The sequence below is a fragment of the Cupriavidus sp. FW305-27 genome, from assembly GCF_058787995.1.
In genome coordinates this window covers 58,201-71,070 of the sequence record NZ_JBYTAG010000037.1, presented here as the reverse complement: position 1 = coordinate 71,070, position 12,870 = coordinate 58,201, and the positions used below count along the sequence as shown (strand labels likewise).

General features: G+C 68.4%; 13 protein-coding genes. 12 read left to right on the top strand and 1 reads right to left on the bottom strand.

Features of this window, described 5'->3' with window-relative positions; genetic code table 11:
- Window positions 1–279 precede the first annotated feature (279 nt).
- The 5 genes from AC3WRI_RS18840 to AC3WRI_RS18820 all read left to right on the top strand — a co-directional run bounded on the left by AC3WRI_RS18840 (window position 280) and on the right by AC3WRI_RS18820 (window position 6,587).
- Window positions 280–1,953: an AMP-binding protein gene (locus AC3WRI_RS18840; protein ID WP_011616165.1), complete on the top strand. Its 1,674-nt coding sequence runs from the start codon at window positions 280–282 to the stop codon at window positions 1,951–1,953.
- Window positions 1,954–1,993: 40 nt separating this feature from the next.
- Window positions 1,994–2,380, top strand: coding sequence for a DUF488 domain-containing protein (locus AC3WRI_RS18835; protein ID WP_010813475.1), 387 nt, complete (start codon window positions 1,994–1,996; stop codon window positions 2,378–2,380).
- A 57-nt stretch (window positions 2,381–2,437) separates the two neighbouring features.
- The gene (locus AC3WRI_RS18830; protein ID WP_011616166.1) at window positions 2,438–3,682 is read left to right on the top strand and encodes a nucleoside recognition domain-containing protein; all 1,245 of its coding nucleotides are present in this window, start codon (window positions 2,438–2,440) and stop codon (window positions 3,680–3,682) included.
- 396 nt (window positions 3,683–4,078) lie between these two features.
- Window positions 4,079–6,196 carry an FUSC family protein gene (locus AC3WRI_RS18825; RefSeq protein WP_058698121.1) on the top strand — a complete coding sequence of 706 codons (2,118 nt, stop codon included), beginning with the start codon at window positions 4,079–4,081 and terminating at the stop codon, window positions 6,194–6,196.
- A gap of 112 nt (window positions 6,197–6,308) precedes the next feature.
- The gene (locus AC3WRI_RS18820; protein ID WP_010813472.1) at window positions 6,309–6,587 is read left to right on the top strand and encodes a DUF1488 family protein; all 279 of its coding nucleotides are present in this window, start codon (window positions 6,309–6,311) and stop codon (window positions 6,585–6,587) included.
- Between the two features lie 55 nt (window positions 6,588–6,642).
- On the opposite strand, the gene AC3WRI_RS18815 is transcribed toward AC3WRI_RS18820, so the two are convergent.
- A complete protein-coding gene (locus tag AC3WRI_RS18815) occupies window positions 6,643–7,113 on the bottom strand; it encodes a universal stress protein (RefSeq protein WP_011616168.1) in 471 nt (156 codons plus the stop codon).
- Window positions 7,114–7,317: 204 nt separating this feature from the next.
- Between AC3WRI_RS18815 and paaA the strand changes: the two genes are divergently transcribed.
- The 7 genes from paaA to AC3WRI_RS18780 all read left to right on the top strand — a co-directional run bounded on the left by paaA (window position 7,318) and on the right by AC3WRI_RS18780 (window position 12,843).
- On the top strand, window positions 7,318–8,337 hold the full coding sequence (gene paaA, locus AC3WRI_RS18810; RefSeq protein WP_010813470.1) for a 1,2-phenylacetyl-CoA epoxidase subunit PaaA: 1,020 nt from the start codon (window positions 7,318–7,320) through the stop codon (window positions 8,335–8,337).
- A gap of 27 nt (window positions 8,338–8,364) precedes the next feature.
- Window positions 8,365–8,652, top strand: coding sequence for a 1,2-phenylacetyl-CoA epoxidase subunit PaaB (gene paaB / locus AC3WRI_RS18805; protein ID WP_010813469.1), 288 nt, complete (start codon window positions 8,365–8,367; stop codon window positions 8,650–8,652).
- Between the two features lie 10 nt (window positions 8,653–8,662).
- Window positions 8,663–9,514 carry a 1,2-phenylacetyl-CoA epoxidase subunit PaaC gene (paaC, locus tag AC3WRI_RS18800; protein WP_011616169.1) on the top strand — a complete coding sequence of 284 codons (852 nt, stop codon included), beginning with the start codon at window positions 8,663–8,665 and terminating at the stop codon, window positions 9,512–9,514.
- A 31-nt stretch (window positions 9,515–9,545) separates the two neighbouring features.
- Window positions 9,546–10,106: a 1,2-phenylacetyl-CoA epoxidase subunit PaaD gene (gene paaD / locus AC3WRI_RS18795; protein WP_011616170.1), complete on the top strand. Its 561-nt coding sequence runs from the start codon at window positions 9,546–9,548 to the stop codon at window positions 10,104–10,106.
- A 27-nt stretch (window positions 10,107–10,133) separates the two neighbouring features.
- The gene (paaE, locus tag AC3WRI_RS18790) at window positions 10,134–11,219 is read left to right on the top strand and encodes a 1,2-phenylacetyl-CoA epoxidase subunit PaaE (RefSeq protein ID WP_011616171.1); all 1,086 of its coding nucleotides are present in this window, start codon (window positions 10,134–10,136) and stop codon (window positions 11,217–11,219) included.
- 194 nt (window positions 11,220–11,413) lie between these two features.
- Window positions 11,414–12,217 (top strand): DUF1835 domain-containing protein, encoded by an 804-nt coding sequence (locus AC3WRI_RS18785; protein WP_010813465.1) that lies wholly within the window; start codon window positions 11,414–11,416, stop codon window positions 12,215–12,217.
- A gap of 8 nt (window positions 12,218–12,225) precedes the next feature.
- Window positions 12,226–12,843 (top strand): TetR/AcrR family transcriptional regulator, encoded by a 618-nt coding sequence (locus AC3WRI_RS18780; RefSeq protein WP_010813464.1) that lies wholly within the window; start codon window positions 12,226–12,228, stop codon window positions 12,841–12,843.
- Window positions 12,844–12,870: the final 27 nt, after the last annotated feature.

Below are 12,870 nucleotides of genomic sequence, written 5' to 3'. Positions count from 1 at the left end.
CCTTCCGGTCGACCCCGCAACCCTTGCTGCGTCTGCTTTGCAGCGCTGCGTTGTGTTGCGAGGGGGCGAATATTAAGGGACGCAGGACCGACTGGCAAGCGATTTCGCGAAATAATTCGACCCCCCCGTAAAAGCGGCGCACGAGGCTCAAATGTCGCGGTGGTGACAGCATCCAGCGGCGCCTCGGCTTAAGCTGAGACCGTGGGCGTCGGCCCAACCCGAGACGTCCTCTTTATATATAGACGTCGAATGCCAAGCAGAGCAGTTGAAGGAGACAAGATGACCCGACCCGTGACGCCCGGCCTCTCCGTGGTCGCCGGCAGCACCGACATCCCCCTGTCTGATGAGACGATTCCGGCATTGCTGGCGCGCACGGTCGCCGCGAACCCGGGCGCCCCGGCCGTGGTGTTCCGCGAGCATGGTGTGCGCTGGAGCTGGGCGGAGTTCAGCGACCAGGTCGATCGCCTGGCCAGCGGCCTGCTCCGGCGCGGGATCCAGCCGGGCGACCGGGTCGGCATCTGGGCGCCGAACCGGCCCGAGTGGCTGGTGACCCAGTTCGCCACCGCTCGTATCGGCGCCATCTTGGTCAATATCAATCCGGCCTACCGCCGGGCGGAGCTGGAATATGCGCTGAACAAGGCCGGCGTGCGCATGCTGATCACGGCCGCGCGTTTCAAGGCCAGCGACTACCTGGCCACCCTCCAGGCGCTGGCGCCGGAACTGGCCGAGGCCGAGCCGGGGGCGCTGCGCTCCGCCCGGCTGCCCCGGCTGCAGTGGGTGATCCGCATGGGAGGCGAGGCGACGCCCGGCATGCTCAATTACGATGCACTGCTGGCCGAACCCGATACTGTGCGCCTGGACGCGGTGACCGCGACGCTCTCCGCGCTCGACGCCATCAATATCCAGTTCACCAGCGGCACCACCGGCAACCCCAAGGGCGCCACCCTGACGCATCACAACGTGGTCAATAACGGCCGCTTTGTCGCCATAGCGATGCGACTTGGCGACAGTGACGTACTGTGCATCCCGGTGCCGCTCTATCACTGCTTCGGCATGGTGCTGTCGGTGCTGGCCTGCGTCTCGGTCGGCGCCTGCATGGTGTTCCCGGGCGAGGCCTTCGATCCGCTCGCGACCATGCAGGCGGCCAGCGAGGAACGCTGCACCGCCCTGCATGGCGTGCCGACCATGTTTATCGCCCAGCTGGACCATCCGGAGTTCAGCCGCTTCGACTTCTCGGCCCTGCGCACCGGCATCATGGCCGGCGCCCCCTGCCCGATCGAGGTCATGAAACGCGTGGTGGCGGACATGCATATGTCGGAGGTCACCATTGCCTATGGCATGACCGAGACCAGCCCGGTCTCGTTCCAGAGCGCCACCGACGATCCGCTGGACAAGCGCGTCGCCACTGTCGGCCGGGTGCAGCCGCACCTGGAATGCAAGGTGGTCGACGCCCTCGGCGAGGTCGTGCCGACCGGCGCCACCGGCGAGCTTTGCACCCGCGGCTATTCCGTGATGCAAGGCTACTGGGAAGACGACGAGCGCACCCGCGAGGCCATCCGCGACGGCTGGATGCACACCGGCGACCTTGCCACCATTGACGACGAGGGCTACTGCAACATCGTCGGCCGGGTCAAGGACATGCTGATCCGCGGCGGCGAGAACATCTACCCGCGCGAGATCGAGGAATTCCTGTTCCGCCATCCCAAGGTGCAGGCGGTGCAGGTCTTTGGCGTGCCTGACCAGAAGTACGGCGAGGAGGTCTGCGCCTGGATCGTGCTCAAACCCGGCCAGAGCGCCACCGAGGAAGAGATCCGGAAGTTCTGCCGCGATCAGATCGCCCACTACAAGATTCCGCGCTATATCCGCTTTGTCTCGGAAATGCCGATGACTGTGACGGGCAAGGTGCAGAAGTTTGTCATGCGCGACACCATGATTCATGATCTGGGACTTTAGCCGGACGCACATGCGTCGGCAGACATGAGCGGGATCCCCCATGACCATCCGAATCGTAAGACTGGGCACGCCGCGCGCGGACGATGAAGGCCTGCGCATCGGCACTGTGCGCCGGCCGCCGCGGGGCGTGCCCAAATCCGAGTTTGCCAGCCGCGATTTCTACGATGTCTGGTATCCCGTGCTGTCGCCATCGCCCGAGCTGGTGGCCCAGGCGCTGCAGGCCACCGATGACAAGCAATGGCGGGCGTTCGTGCGGCACTTCCGCAAGGAAATGGCCGAGCCGGACGCCAGCCGCACGCTCGACCTGCTGGCGGCGCTGTCGCACCAGACCAATTTCTCGGTAGGCTGCTACTGCGAGAACGAAGCGCACTGCCACCGCTCGATCCTGCGCGAGCTGCTGGCCGAACGCGGGGCCGTGATCGGCTGAGCTGCACGCCGTGCCGGGAATCTCCCCGGCTTTGATTTCCCCCCTTCCCGCATTCCGATGGCCCTGAACGTTGTCTGGCTCGGTTTCTTCCTGATTTCCTTTGTCGCCGCCTGCGTCCGCCTGGCCAGCGGCGATCTCACCGTGTTCCCGGCGATGCTGGCGAGCCTGTTCGACAGTGCGCGCACGGCCTTCGAGATCGCGCTCGGCCTGGCCGGGGTGATGAGCCTGTGGCTCGGCATCATGCGCATCGGCGAGCGCGCCGGCGTGGTCGATGCCTTTGCCCGGCTGGTGAACCCGCTGCTGCGCCATTTCTTCCCCGGCGTGCCGCAGGGGCATCCGGCACAGGGGGCGATGATGATGAACGTGTCGGCCAACCTGCTCGGGCTGGACAATGCCGCCACGCCGCTCGGCCTGAATGCCATGCGCGAGCTGCAGACACTGAACCGGCGCCCAGACGTGGCCACCGATGCGCAGATCATGTTCATCGTGCTGAATACGGCCGGGCTGACGCTGATCCCGACCTCGGTGATCGCGATCCGGCAGGCCATTGCGGTCAAGCAAGGGCTGGCGGGTTTCAATGCGGCCGATATCTTCCTGCCGACGCTGCTGGCCACCGGCGGCTCATGCCTGGCCGGCCTGCTGGCGGTGGCGTGGGTGCAGCGGCTGAACCTGCTGCGCCCGGCCGTGCTGGTGGCGTTCGGGCTGGTCGCTGCGCTGCTGGGCGGGATGTTCGCCTGGCTGCGGCACGCGCCGCCGGAGCAGGTCGGCAGCGTGACGGCACTGGCCGGCGCCGGCTTCATCCTGTCGCTGATCACGCTGTTCCTGCTCTGCGGCGCGCTGCGGCGGGTCAATGTCTATGAAGCCTTTATCGATGGTGCCAAGGAAGGCTTTGGCGTCGCCGTGCAGATTATTCCCTACCTGGTGGCAATCCTCGTAGCCATCGGCCTGTTCCGGGCCACCGGCTGCATGGACGTGCTGATGGGCTGGCTGACGCTGGGCTTTGCCCAGCTGGGCATGAATACGGACTTCGTGCCGGCGCTGCCGGTCGGGCTGATGAAGATCCTGTCCGGCGCCGGCGCGCGCGGGCTGATGGTGGATGTGATGACGACCTATGGCGTGGACTCGTTCCAGGGAAGGCTGGCGGCGATCATCCAGGGCTCGACCGAGACCACTTTCTATGTACTGGCGGTCTACTTCGGCAGCATCAATGTGCGCAATACGCGCCACGCACTGGGTTGTGCACTGGTGGCCGATGCTGCCGGGATCATGTGTGCCGTAGGTGCCGCATATCTGTTCCGCTAGGACATGGATGCTGGAAACCGGATTTTGTCGCATCGATACAACACCATTGTGCGCAATGTCGGACATTGACACATGACCACTTGGTGCGTCGCAACAAATCATGTATATTGGAGTCTGTCTCCTCCACCACCTCGGTGGATTCCAACCCACGCACAACCTGCGTGGGTTTTTTTTTCGCCTTCGCGCCGAAACGGTCACAACCCCTGTGCACGTTTGCGCCTGCTGGCGCAGCAATCGTGCTTGGATCCTCGCCACGGGGCTTGCTCGCGCCACCTTGGTGCGGCGACCTGATGCCGTGGCCGACAGGCCAGTTTTGTTGCAACGCAGCAAACGGTATCGTAGAGTGGTCTCACGACGGGCGCCCGACCGGGCAGGCCCGCGTGGATCCCGGCCCGCATGTTCGCCTCCGCCCTCCTTGCCCGCTACTGGCCTGACCCCGTCCTGCTCCGGCGCGGGATCATCTATGCACTGTCGTTCCTGGCCCTTGCCGGTATTGGCTGGCTGACCGGGGATGCAGGCTACCTGTGGTCGGCAACGGCCTCGATCTGGACCTGCCTGGCGGACCGGCAAGGCACGGCGTCGGCACGGCTATCCAGCCTGGGAGCGGTCGGCATTGGCGGGGCGGTAGCCAGCGCGCTGGGCGCGGCCGTCGCGCCTTCGCCCTGGCTGGCCGTACTGGTCGTGATGGCAGGAGGGCTTGCCGCAGGTCTCGCAGAGACGCGCGGCCCGGCCAGTGCGCTGGCGGCCAAGCTGCTCTATGTCGTGCTGGTGGCCGCGTGCCTGCAGCCTGCGGCCGGGCCTGAGCTCGCCGTGCAGGCCCTGCAAAGCGGGCTCGACTTCCTGCGCGGCGGCGTGTTCGCGTGCCTGGCTTGCCTGGCATTGATCCCGTCGACCCGCGACGACCGGCCACGCACCGAGATCGTGGCCGCATACGACGCGCTGGTCCGGCTCGCCACGGCACTCGCCGACACCCGCCACGGCAATGACCTCGCCACCTGCAAGCAGGACATCCGCAACCGCATCGAGGCTGCGCGCGGGGCCATCGAGGCCCGACGCAGCCTGCGCGACCCCAGCACGCTCCTGCACTATGGCTATGCCGTGGGTGTCGCCGACGCCCTGTTTGCGCTGCTGATCGTCGCGGGCGAGCTGCGCGAGCGCGCCGGCACCGCCCATGGCTTGCCGATGCAGCCGCCATTGCGTCATATCGCACGCTGCATCGCCGACGCCCGCGAGCAAGTTGGCCAGGCCCTGGCGCGGCACGCGCCCGACCTGCCGGCATTGAGCGCGGCGCTGCGCCACGAACTGCGGCGCCTGACCGCGCCCGTGGCCAATGCCAGCGCCCCGCCCCCCTACCAGTCGGCACTATCCGCCCTGGCGCGCCATCCGGATTTCGACCGATGGCGCGCAAGCTTCCGCTGGCCGCGGCGCGGCATCGGGCACGGGCTGGCCCAGATGCTGCGCGGGCTGGCCGACCACGCCGCAGGCGATGCGCTGGCCACGCGCCACGCCCTGCGCCTGGCGCTGGCCGGCAGCCTCAGCCTGCTGCCGGCGCAGTGGTGGCGGCTGGACCATGGCTATTGGGTGGCGGTGACCGTGATCATGGTGCTCAGCCCCCAGTTGCAGACTACCCGGCAGGTTTCCGTAAAACGCTTTGCGGGCTCGCTGGCTGGCGCATTGTGCGCCTGTGTCATCGGCCTGCTCCATCCGGCGCCGGTGGTGGCGCTGGGCATCAGCGCGGCCTTCCTGGCCGGGGCCTATGCCAGCCGCCTTGCCGGGCAGCCCGGGGCGTTCGCGTTCTGCCTGACGCCGGCCGTGATCCTGTTCTCATGGGTGGGCGCGCCGGCCCTCGACAGCAGCCACTTTGCCGCGCTGCGCGGCATCGATACCGCGCTGGGCTGCCTGATCGCGCTGGCCACGTACTATGTGCTGGCACCGCGCGTGGAGATGTCGCGCGTGTTCCGCCATGCCGTCGACGCGGTGGCGGTCAACGCGGTCTACCTGCGAGCCGCCTTCGCGGCCAGCCGCGTGGCTGAGGCCGCGACGCCGCCTGCCGTGCCGCGGCTGGAAGCCTTACGCATTGCCGCCGGACGGGCTTCCACCCGCGCCGAACTCACGCTGGCACAGACCGCCGGCGCGCTGGCGCCGGACTATACCGGGGCCTACCAGCGCGTGCATGCGAGCGCACGCCGCATGGCCGCGCTGGCCGGCGTGGTGCGAGCCGGGGTGGAGTCGGGCGTTTTCACGCTTCCCGCCGGGGCTGAAGTGCGCGCACTCCTGACGCAGCTGGAAGCCCAACTGGCCGAGCTGGCGATGCGGCCGGGCCTGGCAGACGCTGCCGGCGACACCGAGCGGCCCGCGCTGCCACCCGCTGGCGCGCTCGACGCCTTCCTGGCGGAACAGGCCGACTACGCCGCCGCGCATATCGCCGCCGCCCATGCCGCGGTGGCGGACCTGCGCACGCTGGGCGCGGCCGCGCGCAAGCCGCCGGTGCGCCGGCGGGCGCACAGCGGCTGAGAGGCATCAAGAAAGAAGCTTGCCGGCCCGGCCAGCGTACCGGCCGGGCTTTACGGAACGCGGCAATGGCCTATATTGATCTAATACGCTCGCCGCCAGCACGAGGCACGCCATGTCCGACATCACGTTCCCTCGCAGCCTCCCGACCTACTGCGCAGCCAGCCTCACGCTGTCCTGCCCCGCCACGGTCAACGGCAGTCCCACCCTGTATTCCGTCACCGCCGAGGCCCTCGAGGCCCATTTCGGCGCGCGTTCGCCGCGCGAGGAAGACCTGGTCGCAGCCTTCACCAGCAACCGCCAGCGCATCGAGCGCCTGGCCGAAAGCATGTTCGAGCTGACCGAGGCGCGCGAGATCGTGCTGCGCAGCGGCCATTTCCGCTTCGCCGGCTGAGTCCCGTCGGCTGCCCTGGCGTCCCCGATGGGGGGGCACGATTTCATTCGGCCGTTCAGTCAGCCTTCGCCTCGCCGCGCACCAGCAGCACCGGCATGGTGGACTGGCGTATCACCGCCTCGGCCACGCTGCCCAGCACCAGACGGCGCACGCCGCGGCGTCCGTGCGTGCCGATCACCAGCAGGTCGGCGCCCCATTGGCGCGCGGCCTCGTTGATCGAGGCCCCCATGTCGCCTGGCACCGGCGCTTCGGTCACCAGCCGGGTTTCATGCGCCACGCCGGCCGCGGCCAGCCGCTGCGAGGCGGCCTGCAGCGCGCGCTGCCCGCTTTCCTCGAACGCCTTCTGCAGCTGGCTCGGATCGTAGTACCCGGCATCGAACATGGGCGTGCCGGTGTCCACGACATAGAGCGCCAGCACGGTGGCGCCGCCCGGAGCCGCCACGCGTATGGCTTCGCCCAGCGCCAGGTCGGACGTGCTGCTGCCGTCCACCGCCACCACGATCTTGCTGTATGCCGCGCTAGTCATAGGAATTGCCTCCGTTGGAAAGGGATGGGGGCGGTAACGCCGCCTGACTTCGATACTACACGTGCGGCAGCCGCCACGAGGCGAGCGGGATCAAGCCACGGCCACGGTAGCGGGCCTTCCCTTAAATTGACCGACCGGTCGGCATATATATAATAGGGCCAGCACTGCCCGCGATCCGGGCGGCATCCCGTCAGAGGAGACACCATGTACACGCAGAGTCTTGACCTGCCCGGCCAGCACGCCGATACGGCACCGGCCAGCGCGCCCCAGGACGAAGCCGCCCGCCAGGCCGCGTTCGACGCCTGCATGGCCGCCGACGGCAAGATCGAGCCGCAGGACTGGATGCCGCAGGCCTACCGCAAGACCCTGGTGCGCCAGATCTCGCAGCATGCGCACTCGGAGATCGTCGGCATGCTGCCGGAGGGCAACTGGATCAGCCGGGCCCCGTCGCTCAAGCGCAAGGCCATCCTGCTGGCCAAGGTGCAGGATGAAGGCGGCCATGGGCTCTACCTGTATTCCGCCGCCGAGACGCTCGACGCCTCGCGCGATGACCTGGTCGACGCGCTGCACAGCGGCAAGGCCAAGTATTCGTCGATCTTCAACTACCCGACGCTGACCTGGGCCGACGTGGGCGTGATCGGCTGGCTGGTCGACGGCGCGGCGATCATGAACCAGATCCCGCTGTGCCGCTGCTCGTACGGCCCGTATGCGCGCGCCATGATCCGCATCTGCAAGGAAGAGTCGTTCCACCAGCGCCAGGGCTTCGACGCGCTGCTGGCGATGATGCGCGGCACCGAGGCCCAGCGCGAGATGGTGCAGGACGCGGTCGACCGCTGGTGGTTCCCGGTGCTGATGATGTTCGGCCCGCCCGACGCGGCCTCGACCAACAGCGCCCAGACCATGGCCTGGGGCATCAAACGCATCTCCAACGACGACCTGCGCCAGAAGTTTGTCGATGCCACGGTCGAGCAGGCCCGCGTGCTGGGCGTGACCCTGCCCGACCCCGGCCTGCAATGGAATGCCGAGCGCGCCCACTATGACTACAGCCCGCTGGACTGGGATGAGTTCTGGCGTGTGATCAACGGCGACGGCCCCTGCAACAAGGAGCGCCTGGCCACCCGCGTGAAAGCGCACGAGGACGGCGCCTGGGTGCGCGAGGCCGCGCTGGCGCACGCCGCCAAGGTGGCCGAACGCGAAGCCCGCGCCAGCCGCGCCGCGGCCTGACAACACGCCCGAGGACGGAGACAAACGATGCAACGCAAGGAATGGCCGCTGTGGGAAGTGTTCGTACGCAGCAAGCAAGGCCTGGAACACAAGCATTGCGGCAGCCTGCATGCCGCCGACGCGCAGCAGGCGCTGCACATGGCGCGCGACGTCTATACGCGGCGCCAGGAAGGCGTGTCGATCTGGGTGGTGCCGTCAGCGTCCATCACCGCGAGCGTGCCCGAGGAAAAGCCGGAGCTGTTCGACCCGATGGCCGACAAGATCTACCGGCACCCGACGTTCTACCAGCTGCCCGACGAAGTCAACCACATGTAAGGCCCGCACCATGACTGCGTCCCCACAGCCGACCGCGCCCGCCTCGCTCGACCACCTGCCGCCGGCACGCACTGCGGGCTTGCGCTACGTGCTGCGCCTGGCCGACAACGCCCTGGTCCTGGGCCAGCGCAACGCCGAATGGTGTGGCCACGGCCCGGTGCTGGAAGAAGACATCGCGCTGGCCAACATCAGCCTGGACCTGATCGGCCAGGCACGGCTGCTGTACGGCCGCGCCGGCGAACTGGAAGGCGAGCTGACCGGCCTGCCCCGCCATGAGGACGACTACACCTACTGGCGTGCCGAGCGCGACTTCCGCAACTGGACGCTGCTGGAGCTGCCGCACCGCGGCCCGCTGGCCGGCAACGCCGCAGCCGAGCGCGACTACGCCGTCACCATCATGCGCAACTTCCTGTACAGCGCGCTGATGGTCGAGCTGTGGGAAGCATTACTGGCCAGCCACGACGACCAGCTGGCCGCGATCGCCGCCAAGTCGGTCAAGGAAGCGCGCTACCACCTGCACCACGCGGCTGGCTGGGTAGTGCGCCTGGGCGACGGCACCGAGGCATCGCACGCGCGCATGCAGCGCGCGCTGGAGCACCTTCTGCCCTATATGAACGAGTGCTTTGCCGAGGACGCGGTCGAAACCGAGGCCGCCACGCAGGGCATCGGCGTGGTCACGGCCACGCTGCGCCCGGCCTGGGACGCCACCGTCGCCGAGACGCTGCAGGCCGCCACGCTGGACTTGCCCCAGGCCACGAGCTTTGTCTCGACCGGCAAGCACGGCGTGCACTCCGAACACATGAGCTACCTGCTGGGCGAGATGCAGGGGCTGGCGCGGGCCCATCCGGGCGCGCAATGGTAAGCGCCCGCTTCGGCGCAAAGGGTTGACCAACATGAACATCGCCGCCCTCCCCCTGCGCAACGACCGCGCCACCGACGGCCGCATCGCGCGTGCATGGGCGGCGCTGGGGGCGGTGCCGGACCCGGAGATCCCGGTGGTATCGATCCGCGACCTGGGCATCCTGCGAGATGTTCTGACCGCCGCCGACGGCGCGCTTGAGATCGTCATCACGCCCACCTATTCCGGCTGCCCGGCGATGTCGCAGATCGCCGAGGACATCGGCCGGGCGCTGGACGGCGCCGGGCTGGCGCCGTGGCGCATCCGCACCGTGCTGGCGCCGGCCTGGACCACCGACTGGATCACCCCGGCCGCGCGCGAGCGCCTGCGCGCCTTCGGCATAGCACCGCCGGGCCAGTGCGGCACGCCGGCCGCGGCGCAGCCGCTGCGCTTTGTGCCTCGCGCCGCCCGCGCGGGCGCGCCCGATGCCGTGGCCTGCCCGCGCTGCGGCAGCATGCATACGCAGGAAATCTCGCGCTTTGCCTCGACCGCCTGCAAGGCGCTGTACCGGTGCCTGGACTGCCGCGAGCCGTTCGACTATTTCAAACCTTACTGAGCCCCGCCGGGCCGAAGCCAGGCTGCCATGACTCCACAGTTCCATCCGCTGCGCGTGGCGCAGGTGCGCCCCGAGACCGCCGACACGATTTCGATCGCCTTCGAGGTGCCGGACGCGCTGCGCGACGCCTACCGCTTCACCCAGGGCCAGTTCCTGACGCTGAAGGCGCCGGTCGAAGGCAAGGACCTGCGCCGCTCCTACTCGATCTGCTCGGCCGTGCAGGACTACGACGCGCACGGCGAGCTGCGCGTGGCGGTCAAGCTGGTCGAGGACGGACTCTTTTCCACGCACCTGCATGATTCCATCGCCCCGGGCCAGGTGATCGACGTGATGACCCCCGACGGTCGCTTTCACGTGCCGCTCGATGCCGGCGCCGCGCGCCACTACGTGGCATTTGCCGCCGGCAGCGGCATCACGCCGGTGCTGTCGCTGATCCGCACCACGCTGCAGGCCGAGCCGCACAGCCGCTTCACGCTGGTCTATGGCAACCGCAACGTCGACAGCATCATCTTCTCCGAGGCGCTGGAAGACCTGAAGAACCAGTACCTGGCGCGTTTCACGCTCTACCACGTGCTGTCGCGCCAGCCGCAGGAGGTGGACCTGCTGCATGGCCGGCTCGACCATGCCCGCGTGACCGCCTTCCTGCAGACCCTGATCCCCGTGGAAGACATCGACGCGGCCTTTGTCTGCGGGCCGGCCTCGATGATCGACGAGTCCGAGGCGGCGCTGCGCGACGCGGGCGTCGACCCGCACCGCATCCACGCCGAGCGCTTCGGTGTGCCGCTGGCCCAGGCCAGGCGCAAGCCGGCCCCGGCGCACGCCGACCATGCCGGCACCGCCGAGCTGGTGGTGGTGCTCGACGGCAAGCAGCACAGCATGCGCCTGCCGCTGGAAGACGCCGTGCTGGACACCGCGCTGGCCGCCGGCCTGGACCTGCCTTTTGCCTGCAAGAGCGGCGTCTGTTGCACCTGCCGCGCCAAGGTGCTGGAGGGCCAGGTGGACATGGAAAAGAACTACACGCTCGAGCCGTGGGAGATGGAAAAGGGCTTCGTGCTCACCTGCCAGGCGCGGGCGCTGACGCCGCGGGTGGTAGTCAGCTACGACGAACGCTAATCCGGGCACGCCGGGGCGTGTGTATTCAGACAATTGCCGACATTGGCCAGCACCGGCCGTGACTACAATGGCGGCAGGCGGCTTCGGGCTGGCGCGATGCTTGCAGGACAGTGACCGGGCGGGCGGCGATCGCGCCTGTCGCACCGCCGCCGCGGCGGTGCCAGCGAACCGTCCACCCATATACAATCACGGCCATGCAATATATCCACGTCGTCAACGGTGATGTAGCAGGCACGACCCTGCGCCAGGCCCTGGCCCAGGCTGCGCGGCCGGACCCTGTCGTGGTGCTGCGCGACGACCTGGCGGTAGGCCCGCTGGCCGACATCGACAGCACCGGCCTGATCCGCTCCGGCTTCTGGCAGCGGGTCGCCCCGCATACCGACATCGATTTCGGCGCCGAGATGCGCCAGGCGCTGGACCAGCTCCAGGGACTGCGCCAGGACAACATGGAAGTGGCCATCTGGCACGGCCAGAGCGCGGCTGACCAGCTGATGCTGCGCCGGGTGGTGTTCCACCTGTACCAGGCGCCGCAGCGGATCAATGAAGTCGCCATGGACCTGCGCGAGCTGGAAATGCCCGCGCAGGGCAACCTGGCGGCGATCGGCATGTACACGCCCGCGCGGCTGGCGCGGCGCTTTTCCACCATCGCCCCGGTCTCGGTGCTGCGCCTGGGCCGCCTCGGCTACGAGTGGCAGCAGAACGTCAAGGAAAACGCCGACGTGCGGCTCTGGAAGGGCAACACGCTGGTGCCGGCGGCCTACCACACCATCGACGAGATCATCATGGAACGCGCCCCGTCCGAGTGGACGCCCGCGGCGCAGATGGTGGGCAGCGTGATGGGCGCGATCGAGGGTCTGCTGGCCAGCGACTGGTTCGTGTTCTGGCGCTGCCGCGAGCTGATCGCCATGGGCCAGCTGGTGCTGCGCGGCAATGCTGACTCGCTCGATACCTGCGAACTGCGCCGCCATCTCGGCAGCGGTGGCACCGGCGGCGAATAAACGAGAATATGGCCCGTACCAAGGCACCCGATTTCGAGGCGCAGCGCGAGCAGATCCTGGACCTGGCCGCCGCCGCCTTTGCCAACAGCAGCTACCCCAGCACCTCGATGGCCGACCTGGCCGCCGCCTGCGGCACCTCCAAGGCGCGGCTGTACCACTATTACGAGAGCAAGGAAGCGATCCTGTTCGACCTGCTGGACCGCTACACGCGCCGGCTGATGCTGCTCGTCACTGAAGTGGAGGCCGACGCCGAGCGCCACGCGCGCACCGACAAGGAAGCCTTCGGCAACCTGATCCGCGCCTTCCTGGCCGAGTACGAGACCTCGCAGACGCGCCATATCGCGCTGATCAACGACGTCAAGTTCCTGGCCGAGACCCAGCGCGACCTGATCCTGGGCCGCGAGCGCGACGTGGTCGCGGCGTTCTCGCGCCTGCTGCGCCGGGCCTACCCGGAGCGCGTCACGCGCGAGAACCAGACCGCGCTGACCATGACCATCTTCGGCATGATCAACTGGACCTTCACCTGGCTCAAGCCGGGCGGCCGGTTGTCCTATGCAGAGTTTGCCGAGATGGTGGTCGACCTGCTCGAAGGCGGCCTGCCCGGCCGGGCCGCGGCCGCGCGCTGACGCGGCGCTGGCCCGCCGCCCTGCCGC